Source organism: Aeromonas enteropelogenes (assembly GCF_020097295.1).
Classification (GTDB): domain Bacteria; phylum Pseudomonadota; class Gammaproteobacteria; order Enterobacterales; family Aeromonadaceae; genus Aeromonas; species Aeromonas enteropelogenes.
On sequence record NZ_CP083625.1, the window covers coordinates 325,669 to 349,780 of the forward strand.

23 protein-coding genes are annotated in these 24,112 nt (G+C 57.9%); 12 read left to right on the top strand and 11 right to left on the bottom strand.

Translation table 11 applies throughout. The annotated features are described in order from the left end of the window. Positions 1-14: 14 nt before the first annotated feature. From frr to rpsB, 4 genes are all read right to left on the bottom strand, one after another. Positions 15-572 (bottom strand): ribosome recycling factor, encoded by a 558-nt coding sequence (gene frr, locus LA321_RS01420; protein ID WP_042027958.1) that lies wholly within the window; start codon positions 570-572, stop codon positions 15-17. A gap of 47 nt (positions 573-619) precedes the next feature. After that, on the bottom strand, positions 620-1,354 hold the full coding sequence (pyrH, locus tag LA321_RS01425; protein WP_026457972.1) for a UMP kinase: 735 nt from the start codon (positions 1,352-1,354) through the stop codon (positions 620-622). Between the two features lie 71 nt (positions 1,355-1,425). Next, on the bottom strand, positions 1,426-2,307 hold the full coding sequence (gene tsf, locus LA321_RS01430; RefSeq protein ID WP_026457973.1) for a translation elongation factor Ts: 882 nt from the start codon (positions 2,305-2,307) through the stop codon (positions 1,426-1,428). Between the two features lie 104 nt (positions 2,308-2,411). Then, a complete protein-coding gene (rpsB, locus tag LA321_RS01435) occupies positions 2,412-3,140 on the bottom strand; it encodes a 30S ribosomal protein S2 (protein WP_005303470.1) in 729 nt (242 codons plus the stop codon). Positions 3,141-3,513: 373 nt separating this feature from the next. On the opposite strand from rpsB, the gene map reads away from it, so the two are divergent. The 4 genes from map (at position 3,514) to LA321_RS01455 (ending at position 8,615) form a co-directional block, all read left to right on the top strand. After that, positions 3,514-4,302 carry a type I methionyl aminopeptidase gene (map, locus tag LA321_RS01440; protein WP_042027960.1) on the top strand — a complete coding sequence of 263 codons (789 nt, stop codon included), beginning with the start codon at positions 3,514-3,516 and terminating at the stop codon, positions 4,300-4,302. Between the two features lie 84 nt (positions 4,303-4,386). Beyond that, positions 4,387-7,014 carry a bifunctional uridylyltransferase/uridylyl-removing protein GlnD gene (glnD, locus tag LA321_RS01445; RefSeq protein WP_042073169.1) on the top strand — a complete coding sequence of 876 codons (2,628 nt, stop codon included), beginning with the start codon at positions 4,387-4,389 and terminating at the stop codon, positions 7,012-7,014. A 184-nt stretch (positions 7,015-7,198) separates the two neighbouring features. Continuing rightward, positions 7,199-8,026 carry a 2,3,4,5-tetrahydropyridine-2,6-dicarboxylate N-succinyltransferase gene (gene dapD / locus LA321_RS01450; protein WP_026458010.1) on the top strand — a complete coding sequence of 276 codons (828 nt, stop codon included), beginning with the start codon at positions 7,199-7,201 and terminating at the stop codon, positions 8,024-8,026. 205 nt (positions 8,027-8,231) lie between these two features. After that, positions 8,232-8,615, top strand: coding sequence for a DUF3461 family protein (locus LA321_RS01455; RefSeq protein WP_005303475.1), 384 nt, complete (start codon positions 8,232-8,234; stop codon positions 8,613-8,615). Positions 8,616-8,847: 232 nt separating this feature from the next. Here the strand turns inward: LA321_RS01455 and ptsG are convergent, their stop codons facing one another. From ptsG to LA321_RS01485, 6 genes are all read right to left on the bottom strand, one after another. Next, a complete protein-coding gene (gene ptsG, locus LA321_RS01460) occupies positions 8,848-10,278 on the bottom strand; it encodes a PTS glucose transporter subunit IIBC (protein WP_042027964.1) in 1,431 nt (476 codons plus the stop codon). 432 nt (positions 10,279-10,710) lie between these two features. Further along, positions 10,711-11,619 (bottom strand): MalM family protein, encoded by a 909-nt coding sequence (locus LA321_RS01465; RefSeq protein ID WP_224212238.1) that lies wholly within the window; start codon positions 11,617-11,619, stop codon positions 10,711-10,713. Positions 11,620-11,760: 141 nt separating this feature from the next. Continuing rightward, complete coding sequence (locus tag LA321_RS01470) at positions 11,761-13,035, bottom strand: maltoporin (RefSeq protein WP_042073170.1); 1,275 nt, start codon at positions 13,033-13,035, stop codon at positions 11,761-11,763. Positions 13,036-13,563: 528 nt separating this feature from the next. Further along, on the bottom strand, positions 13,564-14,004 hold the full coding sequence (locus LA321_RS01475; RefSeq protein WP_042073171.1) for a flavodoxin: 441 nt from the start codon (positions 14,002-14,004) through the stop codon (positions 13,564-13,566). Positions 14,005-14,086: 82 nt separating this feature from the next. Then, complete coding sequence (gene truC / locus LA321_RS01480; RefSeq protein WP_042073173.1) at positions 14,087-14,827, bottom strand: tRNA pseudouridine(65) synthase TruC; 741 nt, start codon at positions 14,825-14,827, stop codon at positions 14,087-14,089. Next, complete coding sequence (locus LA321_RS01485; protein WP_026457550.1) at positions 14,824-15,159, bottom strand: YqcC family protein; 336 nt, start codon at positions 15,157-15,159, stop codon at positions 14,824-14,826. Before LA321_RS01485 ends, truC begins: the two co-directional genes overlap by 4 nt. Before the next feature lie 209 nt (positions 15,160-15,368). Here LA321_RS01485 and LA321_RS01490 point away from each other — a divergent pair, with 209 nt between their 5' ends. From LA321_RS01490 to LA321_RS01510, 5 genes are all read left to right on the top strand, one after another. Continuing rightward, positions 15,369-16,409, top strand: a complete 1,041-nt coding sequence (locus LA321_RS01490; protein WP_042073174.1) for a DUF3549 family protein — start codon at positions 15,369-15,371, stop codon at positions 16,407-16,409. Between the two features lie 89 nt (positions 16,410-16,498). Continuing rightward, on the top strand, positions 16,499-16,798 hold the full coding sequence (locus LA321_RS01495; protein ID WP_026458265.1) for a DUF3301 domain-containing protein: 300 nt from the start codon (positions 16,499-16,501) through the stop codon (positions 16,796-16,798). 70 nt (positions 16,799-16,868) lie between these two features. After that, positions 16,869-17,105 carry a DUF2789 domain-containing protein gene (locus LA321_RS01500; RefSeq protein WP_026458264.1) on the top strand — a complete coding sequence of 79 codons (237 nt, stop codon included), beginning with the start codon at positions 16,869-16,871 and terminating at the stop codon, positions 17,103-17,105. 72 nt (positions 17,106-17,177) lie between these two features. Beyond that, positions 17,178-17,474, top strand: a complete 297-nt coding sequence (locus LA321_RS01505; protein WP_042073175.1) for a hypothetical protein — start codon at positions 17,178-17,180, stop codon at positions 17,472-17,474. A gap of 3 nt (positions 17,475-17,477) precedes the next feature. Beyond that, entirely contained in the window at positions 17,478-18,251 is a 774-nt protein-coding gene (locus LA321_RS01510) for a Zn-ribbon-containing protein (RefSeq protein ID WP_042073176.1), read from the top strand. A 96-nt stretch (positions 18,252-18,347) separates the two neighbouring features. On the opposite strand, the gene syd is transcribed toward LA321_RS01510, so the two are convergent. Then, on the bottom strand, positions 18,348-18,896 hold the full coding sequence (gene syd / locus LA321_RS01515; RefSeq protein WP_042073178.1) for a SecY-interacting protein: 549 nt from the start codon (positions 18,894-18,896) through the stop codon (positions 18,348-18,350). 126 nt (positions 18,897-19,022) lie between these two features. Here syd and queF point away from each other — a divergent pair, with 126 nt between their 5' ends. From queF to LA321_RS01530, 3 genes are all read left to right on the top strand, one after another. Continuing rightward, entirely contained in the window at positions 19,023-19,883 is an 861-nt protein-coding gene (queF, locus tag LA321_RS01520; protein WP_042073179.1) for an NADPH-dependent 7-cyano-7-deazaguanine reductase QueF, read from the top strand. 182 nt (positions 19,884-20,065) lie between these two features. Continuing rightward, positions 20,066-22,336, top strand: a complete 2,271-nt coding sequence (locus LA321_RS01525) for a hypothetical protein (RefSeq protein ID WP_042073181.1) — start codon at positions 20,066-20,068, stop codon at positions 22,334-22,336. A 91-nt stretch (positions 22,337-22,427) separates the two neighbouring features. Further along, entirely contained in the window at positions 22,428-24,035 is a 1,608-nt protein-coding gene (locus LA321_RS01530) for a GGDEF domain-containing protein (protein WP_042073182.1), read from the top strand. The last annotated feature ends 77 nt before the right edge of the window (positions 24,036-24,112 follow it).

Below are 24,112 nucleotides of genomic sequence, written 5' to 3' on the forward strand. Positions count from 1 at the left end.
TACCTTTCGAAGCCTTAGATTTCCATTAGCTCCTTCTCCTTTGCGGCAAGGGCCTCATCGACCAGCTTGACGAAGGAGTCGGTCAGCTTCTGGATCTCTTCCTGGGCACGACGGTCGTCATCTTCGGAGATCTCTTTCTCTTTCAGCAGCGCCTTGAGGTCGGCGTTGGCATCGCGACGGATGTTGCGCACGGCCACACGGGCGTTTTCTGCTTCGGCACGCACCACCTTGGTCAGATCGCGACGACGCTCTTCGGTCAGCGGCGGCAGCGGCACACGCAGGGTCTGGCCGTTGCTGGACGGATTCAGGCCCAGATCGGAGGTCAGGATCGCCTTTTCAACGGCCTGGATCATGGAGCGATCGAAGATGGAGATAGAGAGGGTACGAGCATCTTCTGCCACCACGTTGGCCAACTGTTTCAGCGGAGTGGCAGCACCGTAGTACTCAACCTGGATACCGTCGAGCAGGCTCGGATGAGCACGACCGGTACGGATCTTGGACATCTGGGTCTTGAGCGACTCAACGCTCTTGCCCATACGGTCCTTGGCGTCGTTTTTAATCTCGTTGATCACAGTGGTTTTCCTTTTGGCGAACGAGCCGTCTACAGCTCGTATCTATCTTATTTGCTGACGTGATGGATCAGGGTGCCTTCCGGCTCACCCATGATAACCCGGCGCAGGGCACCCGGTTTGTTCATGTTGAACACGCGGATCGGCAGGTCATGGTCACGGGCCAGAGTAAAGGCAGCAAGATCCATCACCTTGAGCTCTTTTTCAAGAACTTCATCATAACTCAGTTCATGATACAGCACGGCATCCGGATTCTTAACCGGATCCTCGTTGAAGACACCATCGACCTTGGTGGCTTTCAGCACCACGTCGGCTTCGATCTCGATCCCGCGCAGACAGGCGGCAGAATCGGTAGTAAAGAAGGGGTTGCCGGTACCGGCGGAGAAAATTACCACCTTGCCAGCGCGCAGCTGGCTGATGGCTTCTGCCCAGACATAGGAGTCACAGATCCCTTGCAGGGAGATGGCAGACATCAGACGGGCATTCACATAAGCACGATGCAGGGCATCACGCATGGCCAGACCGTTCATCACGGTCGCCAGCATACCCATGTGGTCGCCCACCACACGGTTCATGCCAGCTTTGGCAAGACCGGCGCCACGGAACAGGTTGCCGCCACCGATGACCAGACCGACCTGAACACCCAGCTCAACCAGTTCTTTGATCTCTTGGGCCATCCGATCCAGCACGGCCGGATCAATGCCAAAACCCTCGGATCCTTGCAGGGCTTCACCACTCAACTTCAGAAGAACACGTCTGTATGCAGGCTTGGGATTGGTACTCATGTCACTGATTCCTGGTCATATAAAGACCGCGACATAAGTCGCGGTCTGGGGAAACGGAAAAACCGGTTCGATTAGGCCTTTTGAGCGGCCGCGATTTGAGCTGCAACTTCAGCAGCGAAATCGGTCTCTTGCTTCTCGATGCCTTCGCCCACTTCGAAACGGGTGAAGGAAACAACGTCAGCACCTTCTTTCTTCAGCAGTTCGGCAACGGTCATGGAAGGATCTTTCACGAACGGTTGACCAGTCAGGGAAACCTCACCGGTGAACTTCTTCATGCGGCCTTCAACCATCTTCTCGGCGATCTCTTTCGGCTTGCCAGAGTTGACGGCGATGTCGATCTGGATTTCGCGCTCTTTGGCAACGACGTCGGCAGATACATCTTCCGGCTTGACGAATTGCGGGCTGTTGGCAGCTACGTGCATGGCCAGATCTTTGGCCAGCTCGTCGGTACCGCCGACCAGCTTGGTGATAACACCGATACGGGAACCGTGAACGTAGGTACCCAGGTTGTCACCTTCAACCAGCATCACGCGACGCAGGTTCATGTTCTCACCGATCTTGGCGATCAGGTTGGTGATGGTCAGCTCTACGGACTCACCGTTGCCAAAGTCAGCGGCTTTCAGCGCGTCAACGTCAGCGATCTTCTGGGTAGCGGCGATCTCGACGATCTTCTGACCCATGGCCAGGAAGCCGGCATCCTTGGAAACGAAGTCAGTTTCGCAGTTCAGCTCGATCATGACGGCAACGTTGCCTTCGGTACGGGCGAAGATCACGCCTTCAGCGGCGATACGGCCAGCTTTCTTGGCGGCTTTGGCCTGACCGGATTTGCGCATGTTCTCGATAGCCAGCTCGATATCACCGTTGGCTTCTTCCAGCGCTTTTTTGCAATCCATCATGCCAGCGGCGGTGCGCTCGCGCAGTTCTTTTACCAGGGCGGCAGTAATGTTTGCCATGTCCAGTATCCTCGGTCTTGAATTGACAAGAAACAGGGGCCACAAGGGCCCCTGCTAACCAATTACATCAGCTTGGTTAATAAGGGCTTTACAGACCTTATCAATTACTCAGCTTCAACGAAGCCATCTTGTTCAGCTTGAACAACGATGTCCTGAGCGCGAGCTTCCAGTACGGTGTCAGCAGCAGCATTCAGGTACAGCTGAACGGCACGGATAGCGTCGTCGTTACCCGGGATGACGTAATCAACGCCGTCCGGGTTGGAGTTGGTATCAACGATGGAAACTACCGGGATACCCAGGTTGTTGGCTTCTTTGATAGCGATGTGCTCGTGGTCGGCATCGACAACGAACAGAACGTCAGGCAGGCCGCCCATGTTCTTGATACCACCCAGGCTCTTCTCCAGCTTTTCCATTTCGCGAGTACGCATCAGCGCCTCTTTCTTGGTCAGCTTGTCGAAGGTACCGTCCTGGCTCTGGGTTTCCAGATCTTTCAGGCGCTTGATGGACTGACGAACGGTTTTCCAGTTGGTCAGCATGCCGCCCAGCCAGCGGTGGTTGACGTAGAACTGGTCGCAACGCTCAGCGGCTTCTTTGACGGCTTCAGACGCGGCACGCTTGGTACCTACGAACAGTACCTTGCCCTTCTTGGCAGCTACGGAGCTGATGAAGTTCATGGCATCGTCAAACATCGGAACGGTTTTTTCCAGGTTGATGATGTGAACCTTGCTGCGGGCACCGAAGATGTAGGATTTCATTTTCGGGTTCCAGTAACGAGTCTGGTGACCGAAGTGAACGCCGGCTTGCAGCATGTCGCGCATAGAAACTTTAGCCATTTTATACCTCTGTATTGGGGTTAGGCCTCCACACATCCCATGTAACCGACCCCAAAGGGGCACCCCGGTACAGGTGTCGATGTGTGTGTGTTGTTTAAGTAAGGGTGATGAAACAGGGACCCATGATCCCCATTCCGGCGCGCTTTATACCATAAGTTTGCTCAGGACACCACCGGCGACACATCAAACGGGTGTGAAATCTGGCTCCCGTCAGGAGAGGCTGCAACGTCGATTTGACGTTGTGATGACAATCACACTGGAAGTGAGCAGGGGTTGCGGATAAAATTTTGCCCTGATTGCAAACGCATCTATTTTTCATTACCTGCCCGACCAGCCGTTGCTGGTTGTTGCGGCAGGCCGCAAGAGAGATCCCATGTCCATTAAAATCAAGACACCGGAAGAGATTGAAAAGATGCGCGTTGCCGGCCAATTGGCCGCCGATGTGCTGGTCATGATTGCGCCCCATGTCAAAGCTGGCGTCACCACTGACGAACTGAACACCCTGTGCCACAACTACATCGTTGACGTGCAGCAGGCCATCCCGGCCCCTCTCAACTACCACGGCTTCCCCAAATCCATCTGCACCTCGGTGAATGATGTGATCTGCCACGGCATTCCGAATCACAAGAAGCTGCGCGACGGCGACATCATCAACCTGGACATCACCGTCATCAAGGATGGCTACCACGGCGATACCTCCGCCATGTTCATCGTGGGCGAGACCACGCCGCTGCGCCGCCAGCTGTGCAAGGTCGCTCAGGAAAGCCTCTACGCCGCCATCAAGACGGTGCGCCCGGGTGCCTGCATCACCGAGATCGGCGCCGTGATCCAGCCCATCGTCGAGAAGGCCGGCTTCTCCGTGGTACGTGACTACTGCGGCCACGGCATCGGTGCCGAATTCCACGAAGAGCCGCAGATCCTGCATTACCGCAACAGCGGCAAGCTGGAGCTCAAGGCCGGCATGTGCTTCACCATCGAGCCCATGGTCAACAGCAAGAAGTATCACTGCAAGGTCAACCCGAAAGATGGCTGGACTGTGACCACCAAGGATGGCGGCGACTCCGCCCAGTGGGAACACACCCTGCTGGTGACCGAAGATGGCTGCGAGATCCTGACCCTGCGCCCTGACGACACCATCGACCGTTTCATCAAACACGGTTAACATTGAACCCCGGCCCTGCTCAGAAGCGCCGGGGTTTTTATTGCCCGTTTTCGCCATTTCCTAGCCACCTGCGTGTGAGATGCCATGGACGCCAGCCTGCTTTCCCCCCACCTGTTACCCGACGATCAGCTCACCCGTGACAACTGCAAGGAGTACCTGAGTCGTTTCCTCGGCTGGCTGCACGCCCGCTTCGACGCCGGCGACAACATCATCGAGCTGGTCGCCACCCGCTCGGAGTACATGGATCAGCTGCTGACCCGGTTGTGGCAAAAATTCGGCTTCGACAAGACGGATCTCACCCTGATCGCGGTGGGAGGGTATGGCCGGGGTGAGCTGCACCCCCACTCCGACATCGACCTGCTGATCCTCTATGACGGGGACGAGCTGGACGAGGTGCTGGGGCTGCGCATTGGTGAATTCATCACCCTGTTGTGGGATCTGAAACTGGAAGTGGGCCAGGCGGTACGCAACGTGGCAGAGTGCATCGAGCAGGGGCGGGCCGACATCACGGTGGCCACCAACCTGATTGAGGCGCGCTACATCACCGGCCGCCAGGCGGGGTTCCAGCAGCTCAGGGAGGCGACCGGCCCAGAACACTTCTGGCCAAGCGAGGCCTTCTTTCGCGCCAAGCGCCAGGAGCAGGCCGAACGCCACCAGCAGTTCCTCGGTACCGCCTACAAGCTCGAACCCGATCTCAAGTGCAATCCGGGGGGCCTGCGCGACATCCAGACCCTGGCCTGGGTGGCCCGCCGCCACTTCGGCGCCACCACCCTGTTCGAGATGACCAGCCACGGTTTTCTCAATCGCGCCGAATACCGCGAGCTGCTCGACTGCCAGAACTTCCTGTGGAAGGTACGCTTCGCCCTGCACATGGCCATCAACAAGGGGGACAACCGCCTGCTGTTCGATCGCCAGCGCACCGTGGCCCAGATGCTGGGGTTCGAGGGGGAAGGCAACACCCCGGTCGAGCAGATGATGAAGCGCTTTTACCAGACAGTGCGGCGAGTCTCCGAACTCAACGAGATGTTGTTGCAGCTGTTTGACGAGGCGATCCTCGGCAACACCGCCATGGACGTGCGCCGCCTCTCCGATGAATTCCAGCTCCGTGGCCGCCTCATCGATGCGGTGGATGCCGAACTGTTTGCCCGCGAACCCGCCGCCATCCTGCGCCTCTTCTACCAGATGGCGCAGCATTCCGAGATAGCGGGCATTCACTCGGCCACCTTGCGCCAGTTGCGCGAGGCGCGGCGCAAGCTCAACTGCTGGCTGCAGGATATCCCCGAGTGCCGCCGCCTGTTTATGGCGCTGTTGCGTCATCCCAATGGCATCGGCCAACCCCTCAGTCTGATGCACAAGTACGGGATCCTGGCGGCCTATCTGCCCCAGTGGAACCTCATCGTTGGCCAGATGCAGTTCGACATGTTCCATGCCTACACGGTGGACGAACATACCCACCGGCTGCTCAAGAACATCCATCAGTTTCCCAATCCGGCCAGCCGCCAGACTCACCCGCTCTGCCACGAGGTGTTTACCCGGCTGCGCAAGCCGGAGCTGCTCTATGTAGCCGCCCTGTTCCACGACATCGCCAAGGGGCGGCGTGGCGATCACTCCGAGCTCGGTGCGGTCGATGCGCTGGAGTTTTGCCAGCTGCACGGTTTTGATCGCTACGAGAGCCGGCTGGTCGCCTGGCTGGTGCGCCATCACCTGCTGATGTCGGTGACCGCCCAGCGCCGCGACATCTACGACCCCGAGGTCGTCACCGACTTTGCCCAGAAGGTGCGCGACGAGCAGCATCTCGACCTGCTTTACTGCCTGACGGTGGCCGACATCTGTGCCACCAACGACACTCTGTGGAACGACTGGAAGGGCACTTTGCTGCGGGAGCTCTACTTCGCTACCCAGAAGGCGCTGCGCCAGGGGCTGGAAAACCCGCCGGACATGCGCCTGCGGATCCGCGAAAACCAGCGTCAGGCCAAGCAGATCCTGGCCCAGCGGGATGTCACGGAAGAAGCCGTCAACCGCTTGTGGGCCGACTTCAAGGCCGACTACTTCCTGCGCCACAGCCCGGAACAAATCGCCTGGCACTGCCGCCACATCATCGAACACGGCGACAACCCGGCTCCTCTGGTGATCATTGGCAAGCACCCGACCCGGGGTGGCAGCGAGGTGTTCATCTATTGTCGCGACACGCCGAATCTATTTGCCACCGTAGCCTCGGCATTGGATCAGAAGAACCTCAACATCCACGACGCCCAGATCATGAACTCGCGCAGCAACTTCGTGCTTGATACCTTCGTGGTGCTGGAGCCGAGCGGCGAACCCATCAGCCCGAACCGTACCGCGCCCATCAAGAAGGCACTGGAGAAAGCGTTGCAGGAGCCCGGCAAGCTGGTGCTGCGCAGCAAGCCGCTGTCACGACGTCACCGCCAGTTCAGCGTGCCGACCCGGGTGGTGTTTCTGCCCCACAAGGGAGAAACCCGCCACACCCTGATGGAACTGACGGCGCTCGATACACCAGGCTTGCTGGCCCGCATCGGCGCCGTGTTCCAGCAGTGCGGGCTGTCGCTCCACGCCGCCAAGATCACCACCATAGGGGAGCGGGTAGAGGACTTTTTCAGCCTCACCAATCTGGCGGGAGATCCCCTGACGGCGGAACAACAGCTGCAACTGGAAGAACGGCTGGTGCACCAGCTCAATCCGCAGCAATCCTGACTGTGGCGTGAGCAAAAAAGCCTCGCAAGAGACTGTTTACAGAGCGTTTTTACCCTGAGAAACCAGAGGCCTCAGCAGGGGTGACACAGAAATGGCCACAAGACTGAAGAAATCGGGTTTCCCCTCTTAAACACGATCGGAAAAGTGTGATACAACAAACAGAATTTTTTAAAGGAAACCTGTCATGACCGAGTTGCAACAGATCATTGAATCGGCCTTCGAACGCCGCGACACCATCACCCCGGGCACAGTGGATAGCGCCACCAGATCCGCCATCCTGCAAGCCATCGACCTGCTGGACTCCGGCAAGGCCCGCGTTGCCGAGAAGATTGCCGGCGAGTGGGTTGTTCACCAGTGGCTGAAGAAGGCAGTGCTGCTCTCGTTCCGCATCAACGACAACGGCATCATCAAGGGTGATGATGCCCAGTACTACGACAAGGTTCCCCTCAAGTTTTCCAACTACACCGAAGAGCAGTTCCGCGAAGCGGGTGTGCGCGTGGTGCCGCCGGCGACCGCCCGCAAAGGCTCTTTCATCGCCCCCAATACCGTGCTGATGCCCTCCTACGTCAACATCGGTGCCTACGTTGACGAAGGTACCATGGTCGACACCTGGGCCACCGTCGGCTCCTGTGCCCAGATAGGCAAAAACGTCCACCTCTCCGGCGGCGTCGGCATCGGCGGCGTACTGGAGCCGCTGCAGGCCAACCCGACCATCATCGAGGACAACTGCTTCATCGGCGCCCGTTCCGAGGTGGTTGAGGGCGTTATCGTGGAAGAAGGCTCCGTCATCTCCATGGGCGTCTTCATCGGCCAGTCCACCCGCATCTATGACCGCGAAACCGGCGAAATTCACTACGGCCGCGTACCGGCGGGTTCCGTTGTGGTTTCCGGCTCCCTGCCCTCCAAGTGTGGTAAGTACAGCCTGTACGCTGCGGTGATCGTCAAGAAAGTCGATGCCAAGACTCGCGCCAAGGTGGGCATCAATGCCCTGCTGCGCTCCATCGACGAGTAATTGGCAGTCCTTTGAAAAAGAGCGCCTGATGGCGCTCTTTTTTTATCGTTGAAGAATGTTCTGTCGGTGCATCTCGCATGATGTTCGGAGAAGGCAGAAAGGGCCTTTTGAACCCCATTTGGATTTTGGCGCCCCTGTCACAGGCAAGCCACACCCGCTCGGTTAAGATAGATGACACAGGATCGTTTCAAACCAAGGAAGCCTGATGTACGAGAATCTGAAGAGCCTGGGGATCCAGGATCCCGCCTCCGTCGACAGCTACACCCTGCGCCAGGAGGCCAACCACGACATCCTCAAGATCTACTTCAAGAAACAGAAAGGCGAGTTCTTCGCCAAGAGCGTGAAATTCAAATACCCCCGCCAGCGCAAGACCATGCTGGTCGACTCGGGTACCCATGAGTACAAGGATGTCACCGAGATCAACGCCAATCTCAAGTATGTGGTGGACGAGCTGGACAACCTGACTCAGGGCGTGCACGTTCAAGCCGATCCGGATATCAAGCAGAAGATCCTGCGCGACCTGCGCCACCTGGAAAAAGTGGTGCAAAACAAGATCAGCGAAATCGAGCGGGACCTCGAAAAGCTGTAATCCTCCTCTTCCCCAAAGAGCGCCCTGATGGCGCTCTTTTTATTGCCCTACACGCAGAATCCACATCACTGTCTCCACTCTCGAGGCAAACACCTGCTCTCCAAACAGAAAAAACGGTGAATCACCTCATTTCCGCTTATCTGGCACGGCAACCCTCTACACCCCAGCTACAAAACGGAAAAAGGGAGGCTTGTGCCTCCCTTTTCGGAACTCCAGGATTCAAACAACCGGATTAGTTGCTCTTCATCCAGATATCCATGTCGGTTTTCAGGTTGTCGGACTTGGTACCGAAGATGGCCTGTACGCCAGAACCAGCCACAACCACACCGGCGGCGCCCAGTTTCTTCAGACCAGCCTGGTCAACCTTGGCCACATCTTTCACGCCGACACGCAGGCGGGTGATGCAGGCATCCAGGGAGGCGATGTTCTCTTTACCACCGAAGGCGGCAACCAGAGCGGCGGACATTTCGTCTTTACCTTGCCCCACGGATTCCTCGGCAGTCTCGTCTTCACGACCCGGAGTTTTCAGATTCATGGCACGGATCACGAAGCTGAATACCACATAGTAAATCGCGGCATAGACCAGACCCAGACCCACCAGCAGCAGCATGTTGCTGGCACGCGGGGACTGTACAACGAAGTCGATGAAGCCGTTGGAGAAGGTGTGACCGTGAACCACGCCCAGCATGTTGGTCAGCACGTAAGCCAGACCAGCCAGGACGGCGTGGATGGCATACAGTACCGGCGCAACGAACAGGAAGGAGAACTCGATCGGCTCGGTGATACCGGTCAGGAAGGAGGTCAGGGCAGCGGAGGCCATGATACCAACGACCTTGGCACGGTTTTCCGGTTTGGCAGCGTGAGCGATGGCAAACGCGGCAGCAGGCAGACCGAACATCTTGAACAGGTAGCCACCGGCCAGCTGGCCGAAGCCATTACCGGCAGCGCGGGAGGCATCATCAGCAGTCAGGAAGCAGGTCATGATGCCGTGTACGGTTTCACCGGCACCGTTGACGCAGGTACCAGCCTGGTAGAAGAACGGTACGTTCCAGATGTGGTGTAGACCGAACGGGATCAGGGAACGTTCAACCACGCCATAGATACCGAAAGCCAGTACCGGGTTCTGGTTAGCAGCCCAGTCAGAGAAGGCACCGATGGCACCACCGACCGGCGGCCAAATCACGGACAGGATCACGCCCAGACCGATAGACAGGAAACCGGTAATGATGGGCACGGCACGCTTGCCGGCGAAGAAGCCCAGATACTCTGGCAGCTGGATCTTATAGAAGCGGTTGAAGGCCCAGGCGGCGATACCACCAGCCAGGATACCACCCAGTACACCGGTATCGATGCTTTCAACGCCCATGACCGGCGCCATGACTTTCAGGGTGGCGACCATGATGCCGTAGCCAACGATGGCTGACAGGCCGGATACGCCGTCGTTATTGGTGAAGCCAAGTGCCACACCGACTGCAAACAGCAGGGCCATCTGGCCGAACACGGAACCACCTGCCTGCTCCATCAATTGGGAGACGATTTCCGGCAGCCAGCTGAAGTGGGCAGCACCCACCCCCAGCAGAATACCTGCAACGGGCAAGACTGATACGGGCAGCATCAGCGCCTTACCAACCTTTTGCAGATTAGAGAAAGCATTTTTCAACATTGTGTGCGCTCCTGAATGGATTGTCTTCCCTGAACGAGTTGTTTGAATGAAATAACAGCAGTTCATCCAAATATCGTCGGATCGGGTTTGATTATTTTGACCATCAAAATATAACCCACCGGGTAATAAATTGCTGCTTTCGAAGAGAGAGGAATATTGAATTTGGAGGGGAGATCACAACTTGTTTGGCTGCAATAAAATCTTATTTTCGCAAGATAAATTACCGCATGATAAGTCTATTACACAAATAGATAAATTACAGTTTCGCTTTGTATTTTAATAATTCCAAATATATCCACAGGAAACACAATGTAACACTATGTAACACTATGTAACCAACTCCTTTTTATTATTACAGTCTACCGATTAAAAAGGCCTCCAACAAGGGAGGCCTTAAAAATATATTGCTCAGTCAAAAAGTCGGGTTAATCCCTACTTTTGGGAACGCTTCACCGCATCGACGAACACCGCCTTGGCCTTGCTGGAACCGGCACGCTCAGCTTCGCTGACCAGCTGCATCGCCTTGTCGATATCACCGGCATTAACCGCTTTCTCGATCTGGGATTGATAGAAGGCTTCGGTCTCGGCCAACATGGGAGCCACGGGTTTGCTCCCCACTCCGGTTGCCAGCGGAACAACCAGCTTGTTGGGTTCCGGGTTGACCACAGGTGTATTGGCATCGATCACGTCCTGATAGACAGGCTTGTAATAGTTGCTATCTGTTTTTACCCCGCTCAGATCTTCCATCGACACGCTGACCACGCCCCAGGGAGAGTGGGGAATAACGGGATCTTTCTCACCGTAATCAACAACCCCCAGCGACTTGGTCATTAATTTGGACGGGCTCAGGATGGTCGTTGTCTTGTCAAGCGTGGCGGAATCCGTATAGATCACCATGTAGCTCTCGTTATTGGGGTTACCCACATAGGAACGATCCACCGTAAACACGGCCTCCATGCGATCGCCTTCCAGCATGCGGGCGGGCTCGTACTTGAATACGTCACTGCCAAGCTTGCGGGTCACATTGAATTTGGAGTCAAGCATCATTACGGTGGGATTAAACAGGGACTTGTCGATCAAGCCATCCACCGTAATGCGCAAATTGCCTGAGTTCACAGGCAGGCGGAAGGCAGCAAAATAGCTTTTTCCTTCGTTGAAGTTGTAAGCCGGGGAGCTGCTGTCAATCGGGACCAACTTGGTCGCCCCAGGCTGAAGCTCCTGAAAAGGCAGGCTGGAGACATCACGGCAGCAGCTGCTCACCGACGCCAGCTGGGTCATCGCGGTATCACGATTTCCCAAAATGGATTTGAATTCTTGCGTCGGGGCTACGGTTGTTTCCAACGAAGCACACCCCCCCAAGACAGCTGAGCAAAATACAGTCAAGGCTAACCCGGAATATCTCATTGCGTAACCCTACGGACAGTGTTGTAAAAAAAGCGCCCCCGTCATGCGGGGGCACTTGCATTCATGACATCAAACAGCTTACCACCAGGCTTCAGCTTGAACACCGAAGTTCCAGGAATCATCCTGTTTCACGCCGTTGGAGTCCGGACGGAACTGTCCATCAGCATCCAGATAGGAGGCATAAACACGGATTTCCGGACGGGCCCAGAAGCCGGAACCAGCGGACCAAGCCTGTGCCAGGGTGTACTTCTTGCCGATGGTGCTGGAATCAGTACCACTGTTCGGCTCGTAGCTATCGTGGTGATAACCGAGTTCGGCGATGGTCTTCATGGTGTCGTTCCACTTGTACATCGGGCGAACGACGACGGAGAAGGTGTCCTTGTCAGCGCTGTTGTTATCAATGTCACTGGCCATGCCGTAAACAATCTGGTGACCGAATTCGACTTTGTCACCGATAGGCAGCACACCCCAGTTGATGAAACGCCAGCCATCGCCTTTGGAGGCTGCCTGGCTCAGGCCGTTGCCAGAACCACTACCATAATCGACGGCCTGGGATGCATAACCGTCAGCAAAGTACTGAACCACAGTCTTGTTGAAGCCACCCAGCATGGACTGAGTCAGCTCGGCGGTCAGCATGTGGCCATTTTTCTCGTAGTCCTTGCTGCCCAGTGCCGCTTTCTGCTCATCGGTCAGGTTAGCGCGAGCGAAGTCATAACCCAGCTCCAGGGACGCGTCGGTCCACAGCGGAATACCGGCATAACGCACATCCAGCACGTCAGTATCGACGCGCTTGTCTACGCCGACACCACCAACGAACTCATCGTAGTCATCCCACGGGTCGTTGCGCAGCCAGGCGAAGGAGAGCTTGCCGGGACCGGCCTGGATGTTTTCTACACCGGCGCCCGCGCCGGATACATCCCAGTAATAGAAGTCGGAGATATGAATATCGTGACGCTGGTAGTAACGCTTACCAGCCCACAAGGTGGCTTCCGGCGCAAAGCCCAGCACACCTTTGGCTTGCACGTTGAACTGACGCAGGGCGAAGTCGGCATCGCTGCCGCTGGTGCTTTCCCAGTCACGGCCTTGCTGACCAGAGACCATGGCAAACATGGAGTCTACATAGAAGGTCTTGCCATCCTTGTTGTAAGCCTCTTGACCCAGCTGTACTTCGCCGTAGGTCTCGGCTTCGTTACCCAGACGACCGACTTTCTGCTTGGAGTAAGTCTGGAGGCTGCCATTATCGGAAGTACCAACACCGGAACGCATATAACCGTGGAAATCTACGGCAAAGGCGGCTTGGGAAGCCAGGGCGGCAGTAACAGCTGCTGCAATCGGGAGCCACTTCATTTTCATTGTCATATTCCTTATTTCCCGCTGTGAGGAGTGTGATCCTGAATATTCAACTTCATATCACCAAGCAATCCTGCAGGTGATAACCGAGGTCGATTATAGGGAGCGCATATCGCGACAAATATGAGCAGACTCACAAAATGGCGACAAATCGCTCGGCAAACGTTCACAGCGCCAAACAGAAGTAAAAAAAGAGCAAATTGAGCAACAAAACACCGCCAAAACACATAAAATGGAAATAACATTGCACTTGAAATCGGTACCAGCAATTAATTTGCTTCTAAGCAAAAGTGAATATTTGCGCATCCTTTTTTAAAAACATGACTGAAATCGCTTTCATGATTGAACTTTTATTTCCTCGTTATGTCGCGGCCTCTGGGCACTAAATGAGCGGGATAACTTTTTAGCATCTTGAAATAGATACCTTACAGGGGAGAAATATGGATACCAATTGGGTTGGCGGATAGTGAAAATAAAAATCCCCTGTGGCAAACCGACAGGGGATTTTTATGGCGCTATTTAACAAGCAATTCAGGGCTGAAACGTCCACTCCTTGAGCCAGGAAAGTGCCACCTGTTCGGGTTCATCATGAAAGGTGGCATCCAGTTCAAGGCGGGGGATCACAGCGCTCGCCCCCAACTCTTGCAGCTGCTCGTCAAGACGACGGCCGGCCCCGCAGAAATGCTCGTAGCTACTGTCACCCATGGCGATCAGGGCATAGCGCAACCCCTTGAGCCAGGGCGCCCGATCGGCCAGATCGCTGGCAAAAGGTTGCAAATTGGGCGGAATATCCCCCTGCCCCGTGGTGGCACTCACCAGCAACAAAAAACGGCCGGGGTCTATGTCCTCCAGCCGAGCCTCTTCATGCAGGGCACACTGGTGCCCCTTGCGTTCAAGCTCGTCCGCCAGCGTCTCGGCCACCAGCATGGCCGCACCATAGACGGTTCCCACCACAATATCGATCTGCGCCACTACCTGCCTCCTGCACGCACTTGTTGTCGGTATAATCACCGACTCTATCAGCAAGCAGACCGGGGATGCCACCGAATGAGGCTCAGTAATCGCTCTCGCTGGCGGGCCAACCCAGTTCGGCAAACAGCTGCAGCACGTCCTGACCGAGGGGGGCCTGGATGCGCATCGGCACCTTCAACACCGGATGCTCAAAGCTCAGAGTGCGCGCCACCAGCAGCAGGCGCTCACAGCCATACTGCTCGCGAAAGAAGCGGTTATGGCGACCATCACCGTGGGTGGTATCACCGACAATGGGGTGGAACAGATGATCCAGGTGGCGGCGCAGCTGGTGTTTGCGACCTGTCTTCGGGAACAGTTTGACCAGGCTGTAACGGCTGGTCGGGTGTTTCTTGGAGACGGCATAAGGCAGCTCGACGCTGTGCAGACGCCGGAAGGTGGTGACGGCCTCCTGGGCCGGACGATCCGGGTCACTCATGGCGTCAGCTATCTTGTCCAGCTGCTCCTTGAGGGGATAGTCGATCACTCCCTGCTCGGGCGCCCAGCCGCGCACCAGCGCCAGGTACTCCTTTTGCACTTGGCGATTGGCAAACGCCTCGGTCAGGATGCGGGCCACGGCTGGATCCAGCGCAAACAGCAGCACCCCTGAGGTGGGACGATCGAGGCGATGAACCGGGTAGACATGGCGGCCCCCGATCAGATCCCGGGTCATCTGCATGGCAAAGCGGGTTTCAGCCTTGTCCAGCCAGCTGCGGTGCACCAGCAGGCCGGAGGGCTTGTTGACCGCCACCAGCCAGTCATCCTGATAAAGCAGGGTCAGGCTCATTTTTCCACCACTTTGCCGGAAAGCAGCAGATCGAAACGGGCGATGAGGCGCAGCAGATCTGCCACCTCGGCGAGCTCCTCTTTATAGACTTCGCTGGCCATGGGATAGATGGAGACGTTGCTCGGCAATGGGGCCTGCAGCAGCACCAGCTGCTCCATGCGCGGGATCAGCACGAACTGCAGCCATTGATCGAAGCTCAGGGTATCGACACAAAAAGGCAGGGTGCTCGCCAGCGCCTCCTCGCCAGGGTGTTCGGCTTGCCAGCGTTCGAGGCGTTGCAACTCGGCGGTGAGTTCCCCCAACAGGCCAGCTACTAGCAAATATTGATTCATCTCGCTCTCTTCCTCTTCACCACGGGTTGATCCTTGGGCGGCGAACATGACGCGATCGCCTGGCGGCCGGACCGGGCCTGCCGCCGTCAAAAAAGGGCGATACTATACACCTCGCCCCGCACGGCTGCCATGGCGAACCGTGGCAACCACTGGCGATCCTCGGCGAGGGCCTTATAATCGGCCCGCATCACCCAAAGCCGGATTACACCATGTCTGCCACCGCTTCAAGCATCAATACCCTGACCGAATTTCTGACCCAGGCAGGAACCCAGTTCCAGCTGTTTGACATGGGCCGCCAGGTGCGCCCGCTGCCAAGCGATCTCTTTGTTCGCATCGAACAGCAGCAGGAGCCCTACCCCTGGCCCCTGCAGCAGCATGCCTGGCTCGGCGTCCACTTCTTCCAGCCTGCCGAATCCCGTCACTACCTCTGGTTCCTCAAGTTTGCCCTCGATGAACGCGGCCTGCTCATCTCAAGCGGCCCCAAACACTTCATGGACCAGGTAGTGGAAACCCTAGGCTACAAGCTGACTGGCGAGCTGGACGAGGAGAAGGCCCAACGGCTGGCCGACAATCCCTATACCTTCCGCCCGGCCGAGGCCAAGATGGCCAGTCTGCATGCCAAGCTGGCCTATCAACTGGAACAGGCACCGTCCGCCTATTACGATGCCCTGCGCCATTATCTGGCGGCGCCCGGTGCCGATGGCTGGCAAACCCTGGGGGTACAGGGCTTCGCCGATCTGGCGGAGCGGCTGCACGATGAGCGCAACCTGGCACTGGTGTGCAAGGCTTTGCCGACCCTGCCGCTGGAGCCCCTCTATGCCCTCTGCCAGAGTCTGGAGAGCGCCCCCCTGCCACCGGCAGTGCAAGGTGCCCTGCTGGAGCGCATCGGCCGGGAGCAGGAGTGCGCAGCCCCCAATCCCGAGACCCTCGCCTATCTGTGCCGGGCGCTGGCCTCCTGCAACGGTAATACTCTGCGCACTAACAAGCTGCTGACCCTGCTGCAAACCCAACCCAGTCCGGCACTGCTGCTTGCCATCGCCGGCCGGCTCTGGCCCGATCTGAAAAATGCCGATCTGCTCAGCCACTATCTGGAGCAGCTGGCCCTGCAACCGACCCAGTTCTTCAATCAGGTTTTTGCCGAACTGGTCACCTTGCCGGCCCTGCGCAATGATATGCTTGCCAGGCTGCGCGACCCAGAGCGCAGCGAGGCACTGGGCAAGGCCATCGGCCGTCTGTTCGCCTCGGCCTGATCCCGCGTTCGCGCACGGACAACGAAAAGGAGACGGGAAGCCCGGCATGGGGATTCCCGTCATCACACGGACAACAAGGAAGCCCCTCCATGGGAGAGATGCTCGGAATCCTGCTGCTGATGGCCATCGGCGGACTCTTCTGGCAGCAGCGGCGACAGGCCGAGCTGGCCTGGCAATATATGCGTCGCTACTGTCAGCACCACGACTTGCAGCTCCTGTCATTGGCCCGTGGCAAGCGCGAGCTGGCCCGCCAACCACTGCGTCTGCTGACCCACTACCAGTTCGAGTTCTCCAGCGACGGCGAAAGCCATTATCAGGGCACTCTCAAGATGCAGGGATTGCACGTGGTCGGCGTCGAACTGCCGCCACACCGCATGCCCTCACTTTGAACCGGGGCATGGCTGCAACAGGGGGAACTGGCTGGCTATAATCTCAAGGTCAAGCAACGGGAGAGACGAGATGGAACCCCTTGTCCACGACCTGCCGGCCCTGTTTGCCCAGTTGGGCATGGCCAACGACGAGCTGAGCCTGCACCGCTTCGTGCATGAGCATCACCTCGACAATGAAACCCTGCTGCCGGAAGCCAGTTTCTGGAACCGCTCCCAGGCCAGCTTTCTACGTGATGCCCTGTGGCACGACTCGGACTGGTGCGAGGCGATCGATCAGCTGGATGTGATGCTGCGCCAGCCCCGCTAGGCAACCTCTTTCCTCACCATTGGGGTTTGGTTAAGATCCCCCATCAATCTCCCATCCCTCCAGAGCACGCTAATGTCCGCCCACGAGATCATCCGTATCGCCAATGAACTGGCCGCCCGGGGCCTGACCCCCACCACCGCCATGATCAAGGCTCGCCTGAGCCAGCCCGTCCCCATGGCCGAGTTGCTCAAAGTGTTGAGCCAGTGGAAACAACAGCCTGCCGAGCCACAACTGGCCACCAGTCAGCCAGAAGAAACGCCGCAACCTGTGGGCGAGCCGACGCTGCAACAGCTGGGCGAACAGCTGAACCGACTCGAACAAAAACTGGATCGACTGACCGAACTGTTGATCCGCCAGGGGCAGAACTGAGTCATGTATATCGTCGAACTCTGTTTTGAATGCTACCGCGACACCTCGCTGGGCGAAGCCGAGCGTGCCATCGTCAACTATCTCGACATGCTGCGCTATCAGGGCCAGATCCTCGGGCGCGAGTTCCCCACCAGCATGCACGAGGGCTATTTCGTCAGCCGGGTCGTATGTCCCGAGCAGGACAGCCTGCACCCGGACAACCAGAGCGAACAGGTCAAGCTGGCGGAGCAGGGGTTGCACCAGGCGGGACTGCTCGCACCCAAGCTCCATCTGCAGGGGGCCGATCTGCTCTCCGACAGCACGGATCCCTGCCCCCGCCCCAGCTGGATGCTGCTCTACACCAGCTTTTTGCACACCTGCTCGCCACTGCGCTGCGGCGATCACTTTGCCCCCATCCCGCTCTACCGCCTGCCCGCCATCGCCAACGGGGATCACAAGCAGATCATCAAGTGGCAGGAGGACTGGGAGGCGTGCGATCAGCTGCAGATGAACGGCTCCATCGCCGAACATGCGGCGCTGCACGAGATTGGCGAAGTCGGCAGTCGCCTCCATCGCCGGGGCAGCGATCTCGGCAAACGGCTGGAGGCCCTGACCGGCATTCCCACCTACTACTACCTCTACCGGGTTGGCGGCCTGAACGCCGCCGAGGAAAAAGCCCGCCCCTGCCCCGGCTGTGGCGGCGAGTGGGCGCTGGCCGAGCCGCTGCACGAGATCTTCGACTTCAAATGTGACCACTGCCGACTGGTCTCCAACCTCTCCTGGGATTTCAAGGATTAAGAGTCGGGCTCAGATAGTCCGGCCTGGGATAGATAAAGAGAAGGGCCTTGCTCCGTGGCAAGGCCCTTCTTTTATATTCACAACTCTTCGACAACTTTATTGCGGCAGGGTCTCCAGCCGCGCAAGAAATACTGCCAGAGAGGGCGCCAGCACCAGCCGGCGACCGGAATCGAGCCACTCCAGCCACACCTGACCGCTCTCGTTATCGAGCGAAATCAGGGTCATCTCGTTGCGGGTTGTCGCGATAAAGATGGAAGGGGTCCGCTTGAGCTTGCGTAGCATCAGCAGATGGCCGATAAGGTTCTCTTTCAGCAGATCGAGATCCGCCTCGTTCCAGGGCAGGATCAGCTCAAGGCGCAGCCCCTTGAAAAGGCAGGGGATGGGGCGACTGAACCAGTGACCAAACAGCGCCAGCGCATCAGGGTGCAGCGTCAGCTCCAGCGCCTCGGCGAGGGCGCTGAAATCGGCAGGTTCGGTGCGCTGATAAGGTCGCCAGGGAATGCGACCATCGACCGGCTCCTGCAACTGGCACGGAGAGCGCCAGCCCGACTCCCAGTCGCACAGGGGCAGACCTCGTCGAGCCTCGCCATCCCGTTGCCAGCGGGCCAAAAAATGCGCCAGGGCAGACAAAACTTGATCCGACATCGAAAATCCCCACAATTGCTGGCAAAGTCCGCTATTGCACCATCAAACATGGCGACAGACAAGGCCGCCTGAACCGGGCCCCTATTGGGCCATCAAGTATGCCTTTCCCTGGGATCACCACACTTCATGAGCAAACACGTGAGCAAACAAGAGAGATACGCGGGGGCCAGCTCCCTCAAGGGCCTCACCCTGGGCCAGCAGTCTGACTACATCAGCCAGTACACTCCCTCCCTGTTGCAGCCGGTTCCGCGCAGCCTGAACCGGGACGACCTGCAACTGGGTGCCGAACTGCCATTTACCGGTTGCGATGTCTGGACCCTTTACGAGCTCTCCTGGCTCAATGCCAAGGGCAAGCCGATGGTCGCGGTGGGCGAGGTGACCATACCGGCCACCAGCGCTAACCTGATTGAATCCAAGTCTTTCAAGCTCTATCTGAACTCCTTCAACCAGACCCGCTGCGACTCCATAGAGGCAGTGCAGGCCATGCTGGTCAAGGATCTCAGCGCCTGTGCGGGAGAAGCCGTCCAGGTCACCCTGTTCCCCCTCGACCGGGCGCCGCACCAGATTGCCACCCTGCCCGGGGAGTGCATCGACGATCAGGATATCGAGATCGATGGTTACGAGTTTGACGCGACCCTGCTGCAGGGGGCCGCAGGCTCAGAGGTGGTGGAAGAGACGCTGCACAGCCACCTGCTCAAATCCAACTGCCTGGTGACCAGCCAACCGGACTGGGGCTCGGTGGTGATCCGCTACAAGGGGCCCAGGGTCGATCGGGAGAAGCTGCTGCGCTACCTCATCTCGTTTCGCCAGCACAACGAGTTCCACGAGCAGTGCATCGAGCGGATCTTCATCGACCTGCAGCACTACTGCCAACCGCAGCAGCTGACCGTCTATGCCCGCTATACTCGCCGCGGCGGGCTGGATATCAATCCGTTCCGCTCCGATTTCGAGGCTGTCCCCGCCAACCTGCGCCTGATCCGTCAGTAACCCCGGCTCGAAGAGGCAAGGAGGAGGGTAACCCGCCCTCCCCTTGCCCGCCTCAAGACAGTAGAGGCGAGGATAAATCCCCTCTCCAGCCCCCGGATCCGCATCACTGCCGCCAGTAAACACTGGACTCAGAGGGGGGGCCTTGGATAACATGCCCTCACCTCTGCGCCGTCCTTAATCCAATGAATCAACTGTTTTTTCTGGCCATGATGATGACCTCCGTGTCCGCTCCGAATCTGGATCTGGACAGGGAGCAGCTCTCCGTCGACCTGCAACAGGCTCAGTCCCTGGTGTTGACCGATCCGGCCAGATGCGTCCAGATCACCTCCGCCTTCCTGACGCGTGCGGCCAACAATCCCCAGCAGATCATCAGCAATCGCCAGGAGTTCGGCTATCGCGAACCGCTCCTGAGCTACAGCAACATGACGCAGAATATCAGTGCCAATTTGCTCAAGGGGAAGTGCCTGCTGCAGCTCGGTCAGTATCAGGCCACCCAGCAGGCGCTCGACACGGCCATCGCGCTGGCGGAAAAAGAGCAGCAACCCGAACTCAAAGCCCATGCGCTCTATCTCAAACTGCGCAGCCTGGAGCGCATGCCGGAGCAGCAGGGTAATCGGCAACCCCTGCTGGAACAGCTGGACGGCCAGCTGGCAGCCCCTATTCTCAAGCAGAGCCAGTTGCAGGTATACAGCCGCCTGCTGCGTACCAGTTACGATATCGAGCAGCGGCAATTTGAAGGGGCCAAGGCCCATCTGGCCGAGGCAAGGACCTGGGCGGCCAAGTCCACCAATCCGCTCGCCAGCGCCTGGGTCAGCGCCATCAGTGGTGATCTCTATCGCGCTCTGCAACAACCCCAGCTGGCGCTCGGTGAATATATCGATGCCCAGCAGCGCGCCAGGAACCTCAACGCCCCCCTCTTCCTCGGTCTCTTGTCGAACCAGATCGTCAAGCTCTATCAGGAGGAGCAGGAGCCCCAGAAGGCGCTGCAATATGCCAATGAGGCGGCCAACTATTTTCACTCCATCGGCAACCGTTCGCTGCTGTGTGACTCCCTCATCGTGCTGGCCCGCCTCAACCGCGATCAAAATGATCTCAACATGGCGCTGGTCTACTTCTTCAATGCGCTGGATCTGCTGGATGAAGGCACCAACCGGGCACAGGCCTCCCTGCTGAAGTACGAGATCGGCAAGACCTACCTGTACAGCGGCAATCTTTCGCTGGCCGGCAACTACCTCAACGCGGCACGTCAGTCCCATGAGCTGAACGATGCCAAGGAGCCGCTGATCGACACCCTGCTGTTGCTGGGGGAGCTCTATCTGAAGAAGCAGGAAGCCGCCATCGCCATCTTGCAGCTGGAAAATGCCAGAACCCTCTCCAGCCAGATTGGTGACACTCGCCGCCAGTACGAGGTGTTTCGCCTGCTCTCCCTCGCATATGAACAAAAGGGTTATCTGCGCCAGGCCCTCGACAGCTACAAGCAGTTCCATCGCCTGGGCGAAGAGGTGCGCCAGCAGGAGCTGGCCCTGGAGCAGGCGGCCATTCGTGACAACTATGTTCAGGTTGAACGGGCTCAGCAAATCAAGGAGCTGGAGCAGCGCTTGAGCAACAGCCAGCACCAGCAGGAGCGCTACCTCTGGTCGAGCATCACCACCAGCCTGCTGCTGGCGCTCTTCATCTACCTCTTCTTCACCCTCTGGCTCAAGCTGCGTACCGCCCGCCTGCAGGTCAAGCGTACCGGTGAGGCCCTGCAGATCGAGCCACGCTCCGGCCTCGCCAACTGGCAGCGCCTGATGAATCGCTGGCCGCGGGAGATGGCCAAACGCCAGCTGAAATCGGAACGCTGGTTCCTGAGTGAAGAGCCCACCAGCGAATTTGACGACAAGCTGCACTACCTGCTGTTCCGGGTCCCTTTCCTGGTCAACGCCCTGGAGCATCACGGCTATCAGGCCAGTCGCGAAATAGAGCAGGCCTTTGGCACCTATGTCGACACCCTGACCCCCCAGGATGGCCGCATCTATGATCTGCGGGAGGGCCATATCCTCTATGTGGTGCCCCAGCGCCACGTCGCCAATCTGCATCAGCTGGCTGGCGACCTGCTGGCGTCCATCGCCGCCTTCCCTTGCGAATATCCGCTGGATCGCCAGATAAGCCTCGGGATAGTGAGTCACCCCTTCCTGCCAAAGGCGGCCACCGCACTGGATCACAACGGGCTGTTCGATCTCTGCTATCTCGCCCTGTCGGGAGCCATTCAGCTCAGTGAAAAATGCCAGGAAAGTGCCTGGCTGGAGCTGGCTGCCATCGATTGCCAGCAGGCGGCATTTTTTAATGGGGATGTGTGGCAATGCGGCTTGATGGCGATTGACAAGGGATTGGTAAAAGTCAATTCTTCTCATGAAAAGCAATGGGTTAATTGGCCCCGACTTGCAAGGACGCAAGAACCAGTTGACCAATAAAAACATAGATAACAGACGAGGCTCGAAGCGAGGTTCGACCACGGTTGCTATCCAACATAAAAAACAAGAATGACAACAGGGCGACCTGATAATGAACGACATCGCTGCCGTAACAGGACAATTGGCCAGACTCAGGGAGTCCCTCCAGCAGAAACAGCTGGAGCTTGACGGTCTTCTCTCTTTCTCCGATGCGGAACGCATCCGCAGCATCCAGTTCATCAACAAACTGATGCTCTCCTGCCGTGGTTTCGATCGGGAACTCGACAACCGGTTTGCCCGCCTGAAGCAAAAACTCGACGGCAATCCATCCTACACCTCGCTGGATGCCGACCTGCTCGCCATCGAAAAACTGCTGCAACAGCACAGCAATGCCCTGGAAGAGTCGATGAACCTGACCCAGGCGGCCATCGAACTCGGTTCCAAGCAGCTCAAAACCATCAAGGGCTTCCCGGAAGAGACCCGCAAATCCCTCAAGGAGTTTCTGGCAAGCCCGGCTGGTTACGGTATCGCCGACCACCAGAAGAAGGTGATCAAGCTGCTCGAATTCTATCAGCAAGCGATCAAAATCCAGTTGCTGCCAAGCCAGCCACTGCTAGTCAAACCTGCTCCCCAGGCGTCAGAGAGCGAAGATCATCATCAGGCACCACATGACTCTTTCGATTTCAAGGATCATGCCCGTATCGCTGACGAGCTGCAGCGCCTCATCACGGAACTCGATTTTGCCGGCGCCATCGGCGAGAGCCTGGGAGATATCCGCCGCCAACTGCTGCTTGGCATAGCCCCTCACCTGCTGGCCGAGACCTGCATGCAGGTGATCGAGCTTATCATCGAGGGCACCCGTGAGGAGCGCAAAGCCTCCCGGGCATTTTTGAGCACCCTCAACGAGAGCCTGTCTGCGGTTCACGTCGGCTTTACCGAATCGCTGGATGAAGGGCGCGCCCTGCAAAACGAGACCAAAGAGACCCGGGAGGCGCTGGTCAGCGAATTGCAGGCCATCGATCACTCCCTGGCCAGCCACCAGACTCTGGAGGCTCTCAAAGAGGCCATCTCCGGCCATATGGGGGCCATCAATCTACTGCTGCAGGAGCGGGAAAACACCGCTGCCCGTGAGCGTCACCTGCTCACCCGCCTCTCCACCATGGAGTCCAAGCTGCGGCTGATGAAGGAGGAGACCGCCGAATACAAGAAGCGGCTCACCATCCAGAAGCACAAGCTGTTCCTCGACAGCCTGACCCAGGTTCACAACCGGGCAGCCCTCGACGAGCGGCTGGAGCAGGAGTACAAGCGCTGGCTGCGCTACCGCACCCCGCTGTGCATGGCGATCATCGACATCGATCACTTCAAGCACATCAATGACAACTACGGCCACATGGCCGGCGACAAGGCGTTGAAGGTGGTCGCCAAGGCCCTGCAGAGCACCCTGCGCGATACCGATTTCATCGCCCGTTTTGGCGGTGAGGAGTTCGTGGTGCTGCTTCCCAACATCAATCCGGACAAGTTCCAGAAGCCGCTGGAGGCCCTGCGCCAGACCATCAAGAGCATCCCGTTCCGGTTTCGTGATGCCAAGGTGGAGATCACCATCTCCATCGGTGCCACCCTGTTCCAGGATGGTGACAACCCCTCGGACGTGTTCGAGCGGGCAGACAAGGCGCTCTATCACTCCAAGAACAATGGCCGGGATCAAGTGACACTTGCCTGAGGCGGCTAAAAAAACGGCAAACGCAACTCATCCCTATTCCCCTTCCCCCTGCCTTGCCACTACTATCGAACTCAGGG

Bases quoted from the DNA above. Each gene is read 5' to 3' on its own strand.
- LA321_RS01500 (WP_026458264.1), top strand. From the start codon at position 16,869: ATGGAACCCCTTGTCCACGACCTGCCGGCCCTGTTTGCCCAGTTGGGC.
- LA321_RS01505 (WP_042073175.1), top strand. From the start codon at position 17,178: ATGTCCGCCCACGAGATCATCCGTATCGCCAATGAACTGGCCGCCCGG.
- queF (WP_042073179.1), top strand. From the start codon at position 19,023: ATGAGCAAACACGTGAGCAAACAAGAGAGATACGCGGGGGCCAGCTCC.
- rpsB (WP_005303470.1), bottom strand. From the start codon at position 3,140: ATGGCTAAAGTTTCTATGCGCGACATGCTGCAAGCCGGCGTTCACTTC.
- ptsG (WP_042027964.1), bottom strand. From the start codon at position 10,278: ATGTTGAAAAATGCTTTCTCTAATCTGCAAAAGGTTGGTAAGGCGCTG.
- dapD (WP_026458010.1), top strand. From the start codon at position 7,199: ATGACCGAGTTGCAACAGATCATTGAATCGGCCTTCGAACGCCGCGAC.
- syd (WP_042073178.1), bottom strand. From the start codon at position 18,896: ATGTCGGATCAAGTTTTGTCTGCCCTGGCGCATTTTTTGGCCCGCTGG.
- LA321_RS01485 (WP_026457550.1), bottom strand. From the start codon at position 15,159: ATGAATCAATATTTGCTAGTAGCTGGCCTGTTGGGGGAACTCACCGCC.
- LA321_RS01530 (WP_042073182.1), top strand. From the start codon at position 22,428: ATGAACGACATCGCTGCCGTAACAGGACAATTGGCCAGACTCAGGGAG.
- pyrH (WP_026457972.1), bottom strand. From the start codon at position 1,354: ATGAGTACCAATCCCAAGCCTGCATACAGACGTGTTCTTCTGAAGTTG.
- LA321_RS01525 (WP_042073181.1), top strand. From the start codon at position 20,066: ATGAATCAACTGTTTTTTCTGGCCATGATGATGACCTCCGTGTCCGCT.
- truC (WP_042073173.1), bottom strand. From the start codon at position 14,827: ATGAGCCTGACCCTGCTTTATCAGGATGACTGGCTGGTGGCGGTCAAC.
- tsf (WP_026457973.1), bottom strand. From the start codon at position 2,307: ATGGCAAACATTACTGCCGCCCTGGTAAAAGAACTGCGCGAGCGCACC.
- map (WP_042027960.1), top strand. From the start codon at position 3,514: ATGTCCATTAAAATCAAGACACCGGAAGAGATTGAAAAGATGCGCGTT.
- glnD (WP_042073169.1), top strand. From the start codon at position 4,387: ATGGACGCCAGCCTGCTTTCCCCCCACCTGTTACCCGACGATCAGCTC.
- LA321_RS01470 (WP_042073170.1), bottom strand. From the start codon at position 13,035: ATGAAAATGAAGTGGCTCCCGATTGCAGCAGCTGTTACTGCCGCCCTG.
- LA321_RS01510 (WP_042073176.1), top strand. From the start codon at position 17,478: ATGTATATCGTCGAACTCTGTTTTGAATGCTACCGCGACACCTCGCTG.
- LA321_RS01490 (WP_042073174.1), top strand. From the start codon at position 15,369: ATGTCTGCCACCGCTTCAAGCATCAATACCCTGACCGAATTTCTGACC.
- LA321_RS01455 (WP_005303475.1), top strand. From the start codon at position 8,232: ATGTACGAGAATCTGAAGAGCCTGGGGATCCAGGATCCCGCCTCCGTC.
- LA321_RS01495 (WP_026458265.1), top strand. From the start codon at position 16,499: ATGGGAGAGATGCTCGGAATCCTGCTGCTGATGGCCATCGGCGGACTC.